The sequence below is a fragment of the Sporolactobacillus shoreae genome (assembly GCF_004684935.1).
Classification (GTDB): Bacteria; Bacillota; Bacilli; order Bacillales; family Sporolactobacillaceae; genus Sporolactobacillus; species Sporolactobacillus shoreae.
On record NZ_SRJD01000013.1, the window covers coordinates 1 to 16,839 of the forward strand.

At 44.1% G+C, this 16,839-nt stretch carries 15 protein-coding genes; 9 read left to right on the forward strand and 6 right to left on the reverse strand.

Annotation, left to right across the window (positions count from 1 at the left end):
- Window positions 1-691: 691 nt before the first annotated feature.
- The 6 genes from E4665_RS11460 to E4665_RS11480 all read right to left on the reverse strand — a co-directional run bounded on the left by E4665_RS11460 (window position 692) and on the right by E4665_RS11480 (window position 7,092).
- Complete coding sequence (locus E4665_RS11460; RefSeq protein ID WP_135348932.1) at window positions 692-1,144, reverse strand: HTH domain-containing protein; 453 nt, start codon at window positions 1,142-1,144, stop codon at window positions 692-694.
- A gap of 866 nt (window positions 1,145-2,010) precedes the next feature.
- A complete protein-coding gene (locus E4665_RS18835; protein WP_422067258.1) occupies window positions 2,011-2,220 on the reverse strand; it encodes a DUF6809 family protein in 210 nt (69 codons plus the stop codon).
- A gap of 403 nt (window positions 2,221-2,623) precedes the next feature.
- Window positions 2,624-3,988, reverse strand: coding sequence for a hypothetical protein (locus E4665_RS11465; RefSeq protein ID WP_135348933.1), 1,365 nt, complete (start codon window positions 3,986-3,988; stop codon window positions 2,624-2,626).
- Window positions 3,989-4,282: 294 nt separating this feature from the next.
- Window positions 4,283-4,879, reverse strand: a complete 597-nt coding sequence (locus E4665_RS11470; protein ID WP_135348934.1) for a hypothetical protein — start codon at window positions 4,877-4,879, stop codon at window positions 4,283-4,285.
- Window positions 4,880-4,925: 46 nt separating this feature from the next.
- Complete coding sequence (locus E4665_RS11475; RefSeq protein WP_135348935.1) at window positions 4,926-6,698, reverse strand: BlaR1 family beta-lactam sensor/signal transducer; 1,773 nt, start codon at window positions 6,696-6,698, stop codon at window positions 4,926-4,928.
- 1 nt (window position 6,699) lies between these two features.
- The gene (locus tag E4665_RS11480) at window positions 6,700-7,092 is read right to left on the reverse strand and encodes a BlaI/MecI/CopY family transcriptional regulator (RefSeq protein ID WP_135348936.1); all 393 of its coding nucleotides are present in this window, start codon (window positions 7,090-7,092) and stop codon (window positions 6,700-6,702) included.
- 310 nt (window positions 7,093-7,402) lie between these two features.
- Here E4665_RS11480 and E4665_RS11485 point away from each other — a divergent pair, with 310 nt between their 5' ends.
- From E4665_RS11485 to E4665_RS11525, 9 genes are all read left to right on the forward strand, one after another.
- Complete coding sequence (locus tag E4665_RS11485) at window positions 7,403-9,424, forward strand: penicillin-binding transpeptidase domain-containing protein (protein ID WP_135348937.1); 2,022 nt, start codon at window positions 7,403-7,405, stop codon at window positions 9,422-9,424.
- Between the two features lie 139 nt (window positions 9,425-9,563).
- On the forward strand, window positions 9,564-9,944 hold the full coding sequence (locus tag E4665_RS11490) for a hypothetical protein (protein ID WP_135348938.1): 381 nt from the start codon (window positions 9,564-9,566) through the stop codon (window positions 9,942-9,944).
- 377 nt (window positions 9,945-10,321) lie between these two features.
- Complete coding sequence (locus tag E4665_RS11495; protein WP_135349017.1) at window positions 10,322-11,407, forward strand: mandelate racemase/muconate lactonizing enzyme family protein; 1,086 nt, start codon at window positions 10,322-10,324, stop codon at window positions 11,405-11,407.
- A 22-nt stretch (window positions 11,408-11,429) separates the two neighbouring features.
- On the forward strand, window positions 11,430-12,329 hold the full coding sequence (locus E4665_RS11500) for a C40 family peptidase (RefSeq protein ID WP_135348939.1): 900 nt from the start codon (window positions 11,430-11,432) through the stop codon (window positions 12,327-12,329).
- A 27-nt stretch (window positions 12,330-12,356) separates the two neighbouring features.
- Window positions 12,357-13,160, forward strand: coding sequence for a serine hydrolase (locus tag E4665_RS11505; protein WP_135348940.1), 804 nt, complete (start codon window positions 12,357-12,359; stop codon window positions 13,158-13,160).
- 332 nt (window positions 13,161-13,492) lie between these two features.
- Entirely contained in the window at window positions 13,493-13,825 is a 333-nt protein-coding gene (locus E4665_RS11510; protein ID WP_135348941.1) for a DUF3870 domain-containing protein, read from the forward strand.
- Between the two features lie 97 nt (window positions 13,826-13,922).
- Window positions 13,923-14,846 carry an ABC transporter permease gene (locus tag E4665_RS11515; RefSeq protein ID WP_135348942.1) on the forward strand — a complete coding sequence of 308 codons (924 nt, stop codon included), beginning with the start codon at window positions 13,923-13,925 and terminating at the stop codon, window positions 14,844-14,846.
- Between the two features lie 15 nt (window positions 14,847-14,861).
- The gene (locus tag E4665_RS11520; RefSeq protein ID WP_135348943.1) at window positions 14,862-15,827 is read left to right on the forward strand and encodes an ABC transporter permease; all 966 of its coding nucleotides are present in this window, start codon (window positions 14,862-14,864) and stop codon (window positions 15,825-15,827) included.
- Between the two features lie 4 nt (window positions 15,828-15,831).
- Window positions 15,832-16,839: an ABC transporter ATP-binding protein gene (locus E4665_RS11525; RefSeq protein WP_135348944.1), complete on the forward strand. Its 1,008-nt coding sequence runs from the start codon at window positions 15,832-15,834 to the stop codon at window positions 16,837-16,839.

Below are 16,839 nucleotides of genomic sequence, written 5' to 3' on the forward strand. Positions count from 1 at the left end.
ACGTATGTCAATTGCCGAAACTTTGATGAGCCGATTCATTTTGAATCTGGACGTGTCAAAAATGGCTTGATTTTTCGAGAAATCTCCGCTCAGGAACGGAAAAAACTCGTTCTATGAATAATTCAGGATTAAAGCTTTTTTGGCTTTTTTCATAAAGTAGAGCCTCCTTTTATTCCTTTTATTCCTTTTAATCTAGTAAGTATAATATACTCTCTACTTTATTTATGTCGAGATGTGCTGCTCCTTGAGAATATTTTATTACATATTCCGACATTCATTTCCTGTAAAGATTCCTAAGACTTTGTCCAAAATTAAAAATATTAGATTTTAAAATAGCCGCTGTATCGGTTGACAGCTATAACGTAAAAAGGAGATGAGTAAAATGAAAGCCAAATATATCGATGTTTCAAAAACGGTTTTTAACAATGACGCTTACTTTAATATGACTTTAGCCCATTGAGCACATGTAACGTACGAAATCAAATTTCTGATTAACGGGTTTAGCGGGCAGAAAGTTGAGTTACCGGGACTTTGGATGAGTTAAAGTCGCTTATACAGGGTTAAAAAGGGTTTGGATAGTGACATAAAAATATTTTTGAGTTATTTTGAAAGACAGTTTTACATGAGCACGTACATTGTCCGAGTCTAAAGATTTATTAGAGATTAAAGATTTTAACAGCACATAGAGCCATTAACGTGGTTCCATTTGTGTGCGTTTAAACATAAAGTGTAAGAATATAACAGCAGTTGACAGTTTATATTTTTTTTCAAAGGATAATGACTGTTGATCATTCATGAAGTTTTGAATATCTTCGAATTTCAAATCAGCATAAATAGCTATTGTCTCCAGCGATAAATCGAAGAAATCAGTCAGTGCCTCAATAATTCCTTTAACCCGATCATCTTCCGTTATGCCGCTTTTAAACGCAAACATACCGACAATGTCGCCTAAATAATCAAAATCGTCTCTTGAGATACTGTGTTGAAATTCTTGATACCCGATTTTACCCGATACATAACTTTCTAACAAAGGCAGGCTAATTTTTGTAATTTTGCTCAATGTTTTGGGTGATATTTTATCATTCTTTTCCATCTGATGTATTGCATCAACTAACCCATCACGACTATTTTCATTAATGTTCAATAACTTCAATCCTTCCATAAGTAATAATTCGAAGCAGTGTTGGCAACTGGATCGGTCCAGAAAAAAGCTTCTCCTGTTAAGCTTGCGGAAAATATATTTCCCTTCCGTGGGAAATAAAAAACACTTCCGCTAAAACCAGTGACAACTCTATTTGCGACATCATACCCGTGCGTTACATTTCTTATTCTCATGTAGCCCGTAAACCAGTTCGCTTGCTGCAGGTAGTGTTCTGATAGACGGCTACATTGGCCGAGTTCTTATAGCAAAGCATCCACAGGGTAAAAATGAGTCAAAAATGGTAGAACAGATTCGAGAGTTAATGCTTAAATCTTAAAAAAGACTAATGAGTTTCTGGCCCAAGAATTTCAGAGAAGACGTATTGTTTATTTCATTATTTTCCCTGCTGACCATATTAAAAAGTCTAACTTTTTAACAGAAGGTAAATTGTTTTCAATAAATTTATTGTCAAATAGCTTAAAAATTTCATTGATCTCGCAAGAATTTAAAATATCGGTATATGCATTAGTAATAAAATGATATCTTTTTGTTAGCCCAGCATTATCTAACCGATAAAACGAACGAAGGAGAAACTGAAATAAATAATTCTTTGTTACATTCCCCCTTCTTCCGTAAAATTTTAAAGATTTCAACAGATTCAATCTCTAGGTTTTCTATAATCTCAGATTTGTATTTTTGAAGAGTCTCAATACTTTCGTTCTCCATTATTAGGTCCCCAAATAGGTTTAGTCTTTTACATTATCTAAATATTCAGTTGAATTGGATGCGTTATTCCTACCTAAATTTTCCTGGATTGAGCAACACTACTACAGAACGTGTAATCTTGAGTTTCTAACCCAGATTCTCTGCTACTCTCTCCATCCTAGCTGAAAACCTCGAATGAAGCTATCAAGTGAGACTTCTCTTAATTGGAGATTCGTCTCATCCGTTAAATAGAGCACGGTAACGAAATCTTCCTTGTTCAGATGTTCTTTCAGAATTTCATAATTTTTTTCGATTCGCTTGGCCTGGTCTGGGTATCTTATAAAACTGCTGGTACAGTTTTTCAAGTGCCTCATTCATTGGAACTCGCCTCCCAGTGACACACAGTACCACAGGCGAGGCGATCTATCTATCATTTCTGATAAAGCCAACTGAAAAATTGGATCGTGACACAGGTGTGACATAGACTGTGACACAGCACAAATAAAGAGCCCGTAATCCTTGACACGCTTAGGATTACGGGCTCTTATGTGATTACCCCATCTGGTCTGTAATCAACGGACTTAGTGGCTAAAACATTGAGTTACCGGGCCTTTGGATGAGTTAGAGACGCTTAAGCTGGGTTAAAAAGGGTTTGGATGGTGACACAAGTAGAGTCAAGTTTTTCTCGAATTAAAATGAATATCAATCAATATGTTCCCAGATTAAAAATAACTAACATACTCTTGTCTACATTTTTTTACTGCAATAGGCATAGAATTATTGATTCCCTATTTTGAAGATGTTTTGAAAACTATTATAGATGCCTTGGATCTTGCTGAATTCAATCTGATCACTGGACTCGTTGATTATTTGCGCATTACCATTTGGCAAGGAAGATTCTTTCCGAAGTTGTGAAAGTGCATGATTAAATCCTGATGAAAAAGCTGTGAATGATGTGGTGTCAAGTTTTCCCAGCATTTGATAAGCTTGATCGCTCGCTTGGTACTCACTATAGACGCTGCTGTCTATTGCTTTTGCAGCACTGAATGAAGCTTCGTATCCTTTTTCAAGTAAGTTCGCCGCACCTGTCGTTAATTCATTCTTTGCTAAATAGTTTATTCCGGATTGTCCAAGAGCATTTGAAAATGGGTCAGACAGGTAAACGTTATTTCTTCCAATTGCTTGAAGAACAGAATTTGATAGGTATATGTCTTTATAAGTCAATGATTCTCCGGAAATATTCACGGTTGTTTGTACTTTTCCGAGAATAGAATTGTTAAACTGTTCAGCAACTGTCTGAACACTATTCTTTGAATAATCCACAGAATTCGTTTGTTTGTATTGGCTGTACAGATTCATCAATTCATTAGTCATACTGGCTAATGATTCTTCATCGCTCTGATATTTCGGATCCTCTGTGAAACCGCCAGCCTGAAAGTTAAAGCCATCTTTGTTGGTCGCTGTCGGATCGAAAAATTGGTGCAAGTCGGTAACATATCCCTTGATTTCAGTTCCTACTTCAGTTGCAAAATTTTGTTTTACTGCTGATAGTTCAGCGTCACGGGCCAGATATTGTGTTTTCTGATAAGACGCCAAATCAGTAATTCCTTCTGATGTGGCACGTTCAGAAATAGCTTTATCCGAGTATACCTGCTTAATCTCCGTTTGAGCCTTGTCATAGGCAACAACCGCATTTGCCAAAAAATTAGGATTATCATCTGTAAGATTCCATATTATTTCGGCAGCCCCATAGGATCCTTCAAGATTAATTCTATTTAATTTCACTCCGTTTAACATGTTATCCGCAATTGGAGTGGGTATGGTAGGTATGGTTCCGGATTGAGACTTATCAGAAGAAGAAGATGAGCTTTGAGAATTATTTATATTCAGATTTTGCTCCAAAATATTAATTGCTGAATAAAGGGGTTGAGAATTAATTGTCTTTCTTGTGTAAAAAGTGACTTTGGAACCATCCTTATTATAAAACTCTGTCATGTTGCCGTCATGTTTAATCGCCGACACTTCTATGACTGACGAATGGTCCGTATCGGACTTCTGGTTTGCTTGTTTCGTTGCTTGGCTTTTATTGCCTGATGAGTCTAGATTCCATGACAGGAATGTATTCAGTGGGCGAATTTCCAATTGGGTTCACCTCTCATTTCAAAGTACACTGTTACAAGGACTTGGTAATGTGGGTCATTACATATATCGGAATAGATGACTATTTTTTTGAACGTTTTCTTGACGGTGAATCTATAGGTTTAAATGGTGCAGGCATTTGCTTGCTAGGGTTTCTCTTCCCTTTTTTAGGAGGAAGGCTGGTCAAGCTAGGTTCACTCCGGGCGATACGGAATTTTTCCTGCCCAACGATTTTACCAGTACGAGGAAATTGAATAGACAGTGTTTGTCAACATTGATTTTTTTCTTGCCTGAACATTACCTAAAGTCTGCCAGTCGCTTTGTAAGATTTGTGTCGATAAGCACGTCAGAATTATCTTTTACGCACTTTGACACAATGGCTTTTATTGCTTCCAGATAATTCTTCCGATAGATAGAAACAAATATAATTTGGTCGTTTTTAGAATGTAATACGATCCGTTCATTCATTCTATGTGGTGAGCCACAATATTCAATACGTGCTATTTGATTCCATTGCATTTTAATATTTCGTTTTTTTATGTCATGTCTCACCTCCACGCCGTAAGGATCAATTAATAATTGGGATGTCCATTGTTTTACACCTGTTCTAAAAAGAATCGTTAAAATACAAATTATCGATAGGATAAAGAAACCGAGTTGAGCTGAACCGATAATAGCAGCTACTATACCAAACCCTGCAAAACTTACGTTCACATTCCGGTAATTTACATGGCTGGAAAAATAGGCACTGCAAAATATAATGCTCGATAGTGAAAAAAAAGCTATAGTCAAGTTGGAGATGATCAGATAACTGATTTTGTTTCGATATACAGTTTGCTGACTTTTCATGACAGAACCAGACAATCCATTTTTCGAATATTGACAGTTCATCATTTATAGCCTCACTTTTTATCAATTTCAACTTTTTTCACTCTACTTTTCAGTAAATACTTTTGTTGGCTAAAATAGATAATGTGATTTCCGCGGCTTTTTTTCCTGTCGCATTTCTTTTACCTTGTATATTCGTAGCAAAAAAAATAGTATTTTCTTTTTTTTCTACATAACCAATGAACCATCCATTGATCTGTTTACCATTTACAATGCCGGAACCAGTTTTACCGTAGAGTATCACTCCGTTTTTCTCTGATACTCTGATGGCGTTTTTTACTGTGTTCACATTTTTTATGTCGAAGTTCATACGATTGAGGTAAAATTTTTTAAGTGCCTGAACCTGCTCAATCGGTGAAATCAGCAGGGAAGATTCCAACCAATAGGAATCAATTCCGCCTGACAGGTTACAGTTGCCGTAACTCATCCGATTGTAAAAGCTTTTAAGCTCTTTATAACCAACTCGACGGTCAATATCTTGGAAGTACCAGTTAACAGAGTTCCTCATCGCAGAAGATAATGTCTGGTTCTTATTCCAGCTATCATAGGGAAAGACTTTGTGATTCCACGTGATCGACGTATCATCCGGTGTGATGGTATGTTGCTGCAATCCCAATATGGCAGAATAAATTTTATATGTGGAATCCGGAGATACTCGCAGGGTGCTTTGGCTTTTATTATAAATATCATACCGATCGGTACGTAGGTTATAGAGCACAATACATCCATCATAATTACCAAAATAAGTACTCAAATTTTCATAGGCTACATTATTTCCTGAAAAGTTGTACCTGTACCCACTGAATGCCAGAGCGGATAAAACCGGAAACTGACAGACAACAAACAGGACGGTAATGAAAAAAGCAGCAATGCTTTTTATTTTTAGCCGCTTGGATTCATCTTTAAATGATGCGATTCTCTCAAGACGTTTTTTAATTTGCTTCTTAGAACCTCCTATATCATTTTTTAAAGTAAAGCGGAGCGGCTGTGAATAGTTTCCTGCAAAGTCCAATAGTGTATATCCGTATTCTGAGCGGCCACGTTTGTCCAGTAATTCCAGTACAGAAATATCGCAGGCAATTTCCCGATCCAGTTTCATTTCTCTAAAGCCGATCCAAACAAGAGGATTAAACCAATAGATCAATTTGAAGGTGCACATCAGGTAATTTGCTAAAATATCCCGGTGTTTAACATGACTGAGTTCATGGAGAAAAATATGCTCCAGTTCCTTTACAGAAAACTGCTTATCCACTTGAGCTGGCAGAACCGTGTAGGTTTTAAAAAGCCCGAAGGTTATGGGACTTTTAATAAAAGAATTTTCTCTTAAAAACAAATGTTTCTTAATTCTTAGCCTTAGTTTGCATTGCTCAAAAAGAAGTATGATATTCTGGTTTATCGGATTGTATTCTGTTTTTCGGATTTTCTTTAATCTTAAACCGGCGTGTAACGCTACTACCATCAAAGCCAGCATACCTGCGATCCATAAAAACCCCAAGAAAAGATTGATAGAATAAAAGTTGGGACGATTTACGGATGTTGCAAGATCCTGCAACCATGCCGCTCCGCCGGGTTCTGAACTCGTCAGATCTACGGGACCTGTATGTGCGGCCGATTCCGAGCTGACATCAGGCCAGATAAACAGAGTACCAAAGTCTAGAAAACGTCCAGGTATTAACGGAACTACCAAAGCAACCAGTCCCAAATACCAGATACTATACTGCCATCTTGCAGAGATTTGGTTTTTTGATAGCTTTTTCATTAGTAAAATGATTACAAAAATAAATGAAGAAACAAGGGAACTCACCATAAAACGGATAAAAAACATGCTACTCGTCACCTTCATCTTTTGCCAGCTTTGTATCTAATATCTGCTTGAGTTCCCTAATGTCATCGTCTGTAAGCTGATCCTGATCCAGAAAATTTAGAACCATTGCATTGAGCGCCCCGTCATAAAAACGATTTAAAAAAGACCTGCTCTCACGTGCTCGGTATTCTTCCGCTTTTATCATTGGAGTGTACACAAATACCCTGCTGTCCTTTTCGTAGGTCAGGACCCCTTTTTTCACAAGCCGCAACAACATGGTTTGGATCGTCTTGGCGCTCCATCGACTTGTTTCGCTAAGCCTTTCGACTACCTCGTTGGTACTGATGGGTGCATATTGCCACACTATTCTCATAACTTTATATTCTGCCTCTGATATCTGCGGTAATTTTTTCAAAGTAGTTTGCTCCAATGCTTACATTTGTAATAATTAGTTATAAACCAAGTACTGATTATTGTCAATTTTTGCAACTGCATAAAACTTTAGGGCTGTATTTCATTTGACTTGATCTTCAGGATGGAGAAAAGGGCATAGTTGACTCGAAAAACTTACAGATGTAAGATATTAAAAACTACAACTGTAAGTTTTATAAGTTTAGAATTTTTTAATCTTGCAATTAAGCATAAATGTTTGGGGATCTGTTGTATTCCAGAACTTTATCAATTTTCCCGTGACTCAGTTCCACTAAATTACTGGAGGCATAACAATGAAGTTTCGAAAGTATTCCGCATTGACTGTCCTACTTTTATCTGCTCTGTTCCTGCTTGCCGGCTGTGGCGGCCATCAACCGACCGCGCAGGACAGGTTCAAAGACTATGTTAAAGCCTGGCAGAAGCAGGACTTTTCAAAAATGTACAGTTACCTGTCCCAGGCTTCGCAAAAAAAGATCAGCAAGACCGACTTTGTCTCGCGCTATCAAACAATTTACAGCGGGATTGAAGCGGGTAATATGTCGGCAACGGTCCGTGCTCCAGATAAAAGCAAACCTTCATCTGTGCCATTCATAGCGACACTCGATACGGCTGCCGGTCCTGTCACCTTCTCACAGACAATCCGGCTCACGCAGCAAAAATCCAAGAATCAACAAAACTGGTATGTCGACTGGCAGCCATCTCTGATTTTACCGGGCATGAAAGCCGGAGATAAAGTCCGGATCGATACGATGCCCGCAAAACGCGGCGAGATCCTTGATCGTAATGGCAAACCGCTGGCTATGGACGGAACCGCCGCGCAGATTGATGTGGTTCCCGGACAGCTGAGTACGGGAGCGAATCGGGCGAAAACCATCGGACAGCTGGCGAAAATACTGGGCGTGACCGGGCAGCAAATCGAAGACGCCATGAAGGCATCCTGGGTCAAGTCTGACACTCTCGTCCCGATCCAAACTGTCAGCGGAACTGATCTTGGCCTGATCAGGAAAGCAACCCAGCTGCACGGCGTTTATAAAACAAGTGTCGCGAGCAGGGTTTACCCAGATGGACAGGCCAGCGGGCATCTGACGGGCTATGTCGGACCGATCACCGCAGATCTGCTTAAAGCCCACCCAAACCAAGGCTACACGGAGACTTCTGTCATTGGCAAAACCGGTCTGGAACAGCTTTATGAAAAAAAGCTGCGCGCCCAGGGCGGTGCAGTGATCCATCTGCTTGATGCTTCAGGAAACGAGATCCAAACGATTGCTCAAAAGGCACCGAAAAACGGGCAGAACATTCAGCTGACAATTGACAAAAATGTGCAGGATGCCTTGTACAACCAACTGAAAAACGATGCTGGCTCGGGCGTAGCCATTGATCCGAAAACCGGTGATATTCTCGGTTTGGTCAGTGCCCCTTCGTACGATCCGAACACTTTTGCACTGGGCATGTCGTACAGCGAATATAACAAACTGAGCAGCAATCCCAAACAGCCCCTTTTGAACCGCTTTACGGAGGCGACCGCGCCTGGATCGACGTTCAAGCCGGTCACAGCCGCCATTGCGCTGAGCCACCAGTCCATTAATCCGAATGCCAATGTAGCCATCAGCAGCACCCAATGGCAGCAGGACAAGTCTTGGGGGAACTACTACGTGACACGTGTGGATCATGCACCGAGTGTTAATCTCGAATCCGCGCTTTACCGCTCAGACAATATTTATTTCGCACAGACAGCGCTTAAGATTGGCGGTACGACTTTTGCCAACGACAGCAAAGAATTCGGATTCGGTGAGACCCTGCCGATTTCTTACCCGATGCAGGTGTCAACTATTTCCAATAACGGGAAACTCAACAGTGCGATGCTGCTGGCCAATTCGGGATACGGGCAGGGGCAGGTGACTGTAAATCCGCTGCATCTCTCACTGATCTATTCGGCCTTTGTCAATAATGGCAGCATGATCATGCCGCGACTGATTAAAACAAATGCCGTCCCGACCATGTGGAAGAAGAATGTCATGACTCCGCAGATTGCCCAGCTTCTGAATAATGACTTGATTCAGGTTTTCAACAATCCGGCAGGAACAGCCTATAATGCCAGAATCAAGGGATTAACACTAGCGGGAAAAACAGGAACGCCTGAATTCAAGAATAGGCAGGGTGAATCCGGTCGCGAGAACGACTGGTTCGTCGCTTACAATACAGACCATCCTAAATTATTGGTCACCATGATGGTCGAGAACACACAGAAGCTTGGTGAAAGCCATTATGTCACACCCAAAGTCAGAGCAGTTTTTCAAAAAGTGTTTAATAAATAATGAATATCGTCGAAAAAGCAGACAAACTAAATTCATTACTAAACTTCTATTTTATCTGTTTGTGGTAGTTGCAATTGGCCTGTCCATCTTTGCATTTCACGCTTTTTTAAGCTTTCAGCCGCTTCGAAGCAGCGATCTCGTGACTGTACATGGCTTATTGCAGGAGGTAGAAACGGGCACAGGAAAGGATTCTGTCAATACGATCAAACTGAAAGAGTATCCGACCCCATTCATTGTGGATGGATATAGCGTGACACAAGCGCAATGGCGGCAATTTATCAGTAATACTTCTTATGGGACTGACATCACTTTTCACATTAAGAGAACGGATGCCTCCAATCTGCGAACCAAACACTATTTTTATTCTTATATCTACGAATTGCAGATCGGTACCAAACACTATGGTTCGCTGCAAGCGGAAAATTCAGGCGAAAGGAAAAATGATGATTGGGGGCTCGCCGTTGGCTGCTTCTTCGGAGTAATAGCAGCTTTCTTGGCAATCATTGCTTACAGGATCTAAATCTTGTTTTCTGGCTAAAAAATAGGAGGCTGAGCCGACCTGTAATGATATTGTTTAGGGCTCGCCTTCGGGTATCCATACTGATCCGAATTTCCCAGTTGGTCAGCAGGTCCAGTTACTGTGGACTCATGAAATGGCTGCTCTGATCACTGTTAATAATCTCTGGTGTAAAGGGATCCGCAAAAAAGCCTAGTCTGACAATATTTGTTTGACAATTCAGTAGAATTATTATATGACTCCATTAGGTAATTCTCTGACATCCTCTTTATAATAGGTCACGCGATCACAAACGAGTTCCCTTCCGGAAAAGGGTCTGCGTGGCGAAATCTGCCGGACGATACGGATGGGCCGGCTCATCGAAAGGAAGTCTGCTGTCGTTGAAAATTGTGGATATCAGAACCCGGGAAATCTCAGTGCCGCTGATCAAGCCTTTTAAAACTGCATTGCGCACTGTGACCTGTCTGAACAATCTTATCGTGACGGTGATCTGCGATGACGGTACCACGGGAATTGGTGAAGCACCGCCGACGCATGTGATCACAGGTGACAGCCTCGAAAGTATCAATTATGCGGTGCTTCATGTCCTGCGGCCCCAGCTGGTCGGTCTCGAAATCGAACAGAAAGCGAAAATTGACGCTGTTCTCGATCGAGCGATGGTCCATAATATGAGTGCCAAAGCAGCTGTGGATATTGCCGTCTATGATTGCCTGGGAAAGTGCGTCGGCCTGCCGCTTTACCAGCTGCTTGGAGGGTACAGGAATCAGCTGATCACTGATTTCACGGTCAGTGTCAACAGCACCACAGAGATGATCGCGGATGCCCGGGAACTGGTGCGAAAGGGTTATGACACGTTAAAAATCAAGGTCGGCAATTCCACGGAACAGGAGGACATCGAACGTGTGTCGGGCATCCGGCAGGCGGTCGGCCCGCGGATCAGGCTCCGCCTCGATGCCAACCAGGGATGGACGGTCAAAGAGGCAATCTCCACGATTCGCAGGATGGAGAAACTGGAGCTGGCGATCGAGTTGGTCGAGCAGCCGTTGCCCGCCTGGGATTTTGAAGGCATGAAATGGGTCACGGAAGCTGTAGAAACGCCTGTCATGGCGGACGAGAGTGTATTCAATCTACATGACGCGGCACGACTGCTGGCGATGCGCGGTTGCGATATCCTGAACATCAAACTGATGAAAGCCGGCGGGATCGCGAATGCGGTCAAGCTCAGCCATATTGCTGAAGCCTATGGTATTGAATGTATGTGCGGCTGCATGGTTGAGTCGAAAATATCGGTGACGGCGGCCTGTCAGTTTGCTGCGGCCGTGCGGAATGTGACCCGCTGCGATTTGGACACGCCGCTAATGTTGGCGGCCGATCCGGTTGAGGGCGGCGTTCGCTACCAGGGAAAACGGATTTTCCTTCCTGAACAGCCCGGACTGGGCATTACAGCCATTCATTTTGACCGTTGAATGACAGATTGGAGCGATGATGATGCAGATAAAAAGAGTCGGCGTGCCGGTCGCATCGGTCTGGACGGATCCTGATTCAGTGCGCCCAATTGATGCGCCTGCGGTGACCGCCAGACCGGATATTGCCGGATGGCTGGCACAGATGACACGGAAACAGACGATCGACCTTTGTGACGAGAAAAGACTGCAGACCCAGGTGCTGTTCGGGGATGATGTGATCGTTGATGACATCAGGGGCAACTGGGCAAAGGTGGTTGTGCCTTCACAGGCATCAGCTAAGGACACCCGCGGTTATCCAGGCTGGGTGCCAGCCGTGCAGCTGAGTTCACCGAATCTGGGGGCGGGCAGAGAAAAGGTGATGGTGCAGAGTAAACAGGCGCTCTTTAAAAATGAAAATCAGCTGCCCGTGTTTTCCTTGAGTTTCGGCACATTTCTTGATCTGATTGATGTTCAGGGCGCCGCTGTAAGAGTCGACAGCCCGGCTGGTACCGGCTATGTCAACACGTCTGACGTGATATTCCCATTCCGTCGTCCAAAGGACACTGGTGAAGAAATTGTCGCCAACGCGATGCGCTTTCTGGATCTTCCCTATCTGTGGTCGGGGATGAGCGCCTATGGTTATGACTGTTCCGGGTTCAGCTATTCAATGCTGCGCGCCGGCGGCTACCTGATCCCGCGCGACGCCGATGACCAGTCGGTAAAGGGCAGGGAGATCCCAAAAGCGGAAATGAAACCAGGTGACTTGCTCTATTTTGCGTATGAACAGGGAAAGGGCTATGTCCATCATGTCGGAATTTACGCCGGTGATGGAAAAATGGTCCATTCACCGACACCGGGTAAGAAAGTCAGTCTGACAGAACTTGCTGGAACGATCTTTGAAGAAGAACTGTGTACTGTCCGGCGCTACTGGAAAGAAAACTGATTCGATCGAATGAAAGGAAGGCTGGTGATGATGGATGAAACGTATCAACAGAAAAAGGATGCACTCGCAAGGTCTCTGAAAGGTCTGTCTGCGCCGTTTGGCAAACAGATGGCTGTTCAGGCCGTCGGCACTGACGGCTTTTATTTTTCACTGAATGCGTCTCAATCGATGCTATCGGCGAGTCTGATCAAACTGCCGATTCTGCTCTGTGCCTGCGACCAGGCATCCCGCGATCCCGAATCCTTCCGAAATCCGGTACAATTAACCGATTCGGAAATTGTCGGCGGTTCCGGAGTTCTTCAGATTCTGAGCGGCCGGACGTGGTCCGTGCGCGACTTGCTGGCACTGATGATCAGTGTCTCCGATAATACAGCCACCAATTTACTGATCGACTTTCTCGGGAGAGGCGTGATTCAGGACTGGATACGGAAAAATGAATTCAGCGGCACCATCCTTGGCAGGAAATTAATGGATGAAGCAGCGGAATCGGCCGGTCTAAGGAACAGGATCAGCGCCGCCGATGCCTGTGCCATGGTAGAACGGGTGATGACGATGGAAGGTCCGTTTTCAGATGACGTTCGACGCTGGTTTCTGCATCAGCAGTTCCGGGGGAAACTCCCGGCCCTTTTTGACGAACTGCCCTGTCCCGTGAACGTGTACAACAAAACTGGAGAAATGGGCGAAGTGGACCATGACGCAGCCTGTTTTGTCTGCGGGGAACATCGGCTGACCATCGCCGTTCTGTCAGAAGGGGTCGGAGACAGGCAAAAAGTACTTGCGGTAATTCAGACAATCGGCCGGGAAATTGCCGATTATCTGCTCAGTCTCTGAAAATTCGGTAAACCAATCAGAAACAGGATAAATTTCTTATGTCTTCTGAATCAAAAATAGGGTCAGGATTTTTTACGGAATTGATTGTTTTTACCGATGAATGTGGTTTTCAGCCCCTTAAATTAACATATCATGGATATATGATATGACTTGAATTTGGTTTACGTAATAAAATCTTACAAAACGATGCTAGAAGTATTGACTTTTATTTATCTGAATAATATTATAATTATAATATTCCTTTGAAGATGTTTACATGATTCGAGTATCTGCAATTTCCCATTGCCAGTCCCTTGAATCACCTGAAATAAGCATAGTGAAGGAAATGTATTATGTACAGTAAAAATACGATTTTTGTTATCGGAGATTCGAAGTCTGGTAGAAATAAACCGATTACACTGCGGTACAATCAGTTCTTTCTCGGGCTGGTGATCGATATGTCCAGCGGCCGGATTGTGGGTGCGGAGTGTTCCGCAACCATCGGGCTGACAAACCGGTTCATCCATTCGCTTTTTGTGGATCAGCTGATGGATGATCCGGTGATTCTGGAAAATATCAGCACCCGTTATTTCGGTTCATCACAGAAGGCACTGATTGTCGCCTATAATGATGCCCTGAAAAAATATAATCAGATTTCCGCCGCTTTATCTAGTAATCAAACCTAGATAAAATCCAGCCCTTATGATGAGGACTGGATTTTATTGTTTTCGGGCAGTGTGAGCCATTATGCCCTCGGTACGCTAAATCAGAGGAGTTAAGGCTATGGCAAAATACATACTCAAACGGTTTCTTGAGATGCTGCTGACGATTTGGGTGATCGCCACACTGACATTCGTACTGATGCATGCGATCCCCGGTTCACCGTTCAATACGAGCAACGGAAAGTCCATCAATGCAGTGGCGATCAAAAATCTCGAAGCTCACTATCATCTGGATCAGCCGCTTCCTGTTCAGTACCTGATTTACCTGAAGTCGATCATCACATTTAATTACGGCCCGTCGATCAGGCAGCCGACGCAGACGGTCAATGATCTGATCGGACAAGGCTTCCCCGTTTCTTTTGAGTTGGGTATGTGGACATTGATTGTGGCGATTATTTCGGGTATCGCCCTGGGTGTTATCGCTGCACTGAAACATAATGGAATCATTGATTACCTGGCCATAACGATCGCCGTTCTCGGCATTTCAATTCCAAATTTCGTGCTGGCGACACTTCTGATTCAGGAGTTTGCCGTAAATCTCGAATGGCTCCCGGTTGGGACATGGCAGGGTGTCAGTTATATGGTGTTGCCTGTGATTGCACTGGCAACCGGTCCGATGGCGATCATTGCCCGGCTAATCCGGTCGAGCATGCTGGAGGTACTCAACCAGGACTATATCCGGGTAGCCGAGGCAAAGGGGCTTTCTCCGGTATTAATTGTTTTCAAACATGCGCTCAGGAACGCACTGCTCCCGGTAGTTACTGTCGTCGGTACACTTGCGGCCGGCATTCTGACCGGAACTTTTGTTATCGAAAAGATATTCGCCATACCGGGAATGGGCAAGTACTTTGTTGACAGCATCAACTCTCGGGATTATCCAGTCATTATGGGAACGACGGTTTTCTACAGTACGGTTCTGATCATCCTTCTCTTCTTTGTTGACATTATTTACGGATGGCTGGATCCAAGGATTAAGCTTCATTAGGAGGGAGGGAAAGCAATGAGCTCAAATGACGTTTCAGAATCCCGGCAGCAATCCGCTGTTGTCCATCCCATTCCTGACGACTGGTTCCGGCCGCGAAGCAGGAAACAACATGATGCAGAACGGCTGGTACGGCCGAGTACATCATACTGGAAAGATACATGGATTCAGTTCAGAAAGAATAAACTCGCGATGGGCGGCCTTGCTTTCCTGATAATGCTTGGGATAATGGCTGTGATCGGCCCGATGCTGTCCCATTATAATGTCACGGCACAGAATCTTGTCATGCAGGATCTCGCACCGTCCCCGGCACACTGGTTCGGCACGGATAATCTGGGCCGGGATGTTTTTGTACGAACGTGGTACGGCGCTCGTATTTCCTTATTCATCGGTATCGTTGCAGCACTGGCCGATTTACTGATTGGCGTGGCTTACGGTGGTCTTTCAGGCTACAAAGGCGGGCGGACAGATAATGTCATGATGCGGATTGTTGAAATTTTATACGGGCTTCCCTATTTACTGGTTGTCATTCTGCTGATGGTTGTCATGGGCCCGGGCCTGCTAACGATTGTGGTCGCCCTTTCGGCAACCGGATGGACAGATATGGCGCGGATTGTCCGTGGGCAGGTGCTCCAACTGAAAAACTATGAATTTGTGATTGCGTCGAAATCCTTCGGCAGCGGCACTGCCCGGATTATCCGGAAGAGTCTGGTGCCGAACACGATGGGCCCGATTATTGTACAGGTGACACTGACCGTTCCATCTGCTATTTTCTCGGAAGCCTTTCTCAGTTTTCTGGGACTTGGTGTTCAGGCACCATTTGCCAGCTGGGGCGTGATGGTTAATGATTCGCTGTCTGCGATTCTTTCGGGTTACTGGTGGCAGTTGTTCTTTCCAGCATTGTTTATTTCACTGACCATGTTTGCTTTCAATATCGTCGGCGACGGACTGCAGGACGCGCTGGATCCGAATCTGAGGAGCTGATCTGATGAGTGATCAAGAACCGTTGCTTCAAGTCAATCATCTGCATGTGACTTTCAAAACGCATGGCGGCCAGGTCAGTGCGGTGCGCGGTGTCGATTTCACCGTCAACCGCGGTGAAACTCTGGCAATCGTCGGTGAATCCGGCTGCGGCAAAAGTGTGACGTCCCTGTCGGTGATGGGTCTGCTTCCGGCTTCAGGGAAAATAACACAAGGATCGATTATGTTTGATCATCAGGAATTGACCCGACTAACGAAGAAACAGATGCGCCGGATTCGCGGTGTCGATCTTTCAATGATCTTTCAGGATCCGATGACGTCGCTGAATCCGACACTGTCCATTGGTACTCAGATGACGGAAGGGCTGGTACATCAGAACAAGGTACCACGCAGCGAGGCCAGAAAAAGGGCCGTGGATATGCTGAAACTTGTCGGTATCCCGAATCCTGAGGAACGAATGAAAGAATTCCCGTATCAATTCAGCGGCGGGATGAGGCAGCGCATTGTCATTGCCATGGCACTGATCTGCCAGCCGAAACTGATCATTGCCGATGAACCGACGACCGCTCTCGATGTGACGATTCAGGCCCAGATTCTCGAACTGTTCAGTCGGATCCAGCGGGAAACAGGGGTCGCGATGATCATGATCACGCATGATCTTGGAATTGTGGCGAAAATAGCCGACCGAATTGCTGTCATGTATGCCGGTGAAATTGTGGAAACAGGGAATAAGCGGGATATCTTTTACCATCCCCGTCATCCATATACGAAAGCGTTACTTGATTCAATTGTTCGGATCGACCTTCCTTCGGATGAACTCCATCCGATTGAAGGGGCGCCGCCTGATCTATTCTCGCCTCCGGTGGGCTGTGCCTTCAGTGACCGATGCCCATTCGCCATGGAAGTGTGTGATCATGTTCAACCGCTGACAACCCAACTCGATCTTCATCATCGTGCGGCTTGCTGGCTTTTAGATAAAAGAGCACAGGCTGTCAGAGAAACGGTTGAAAAATAG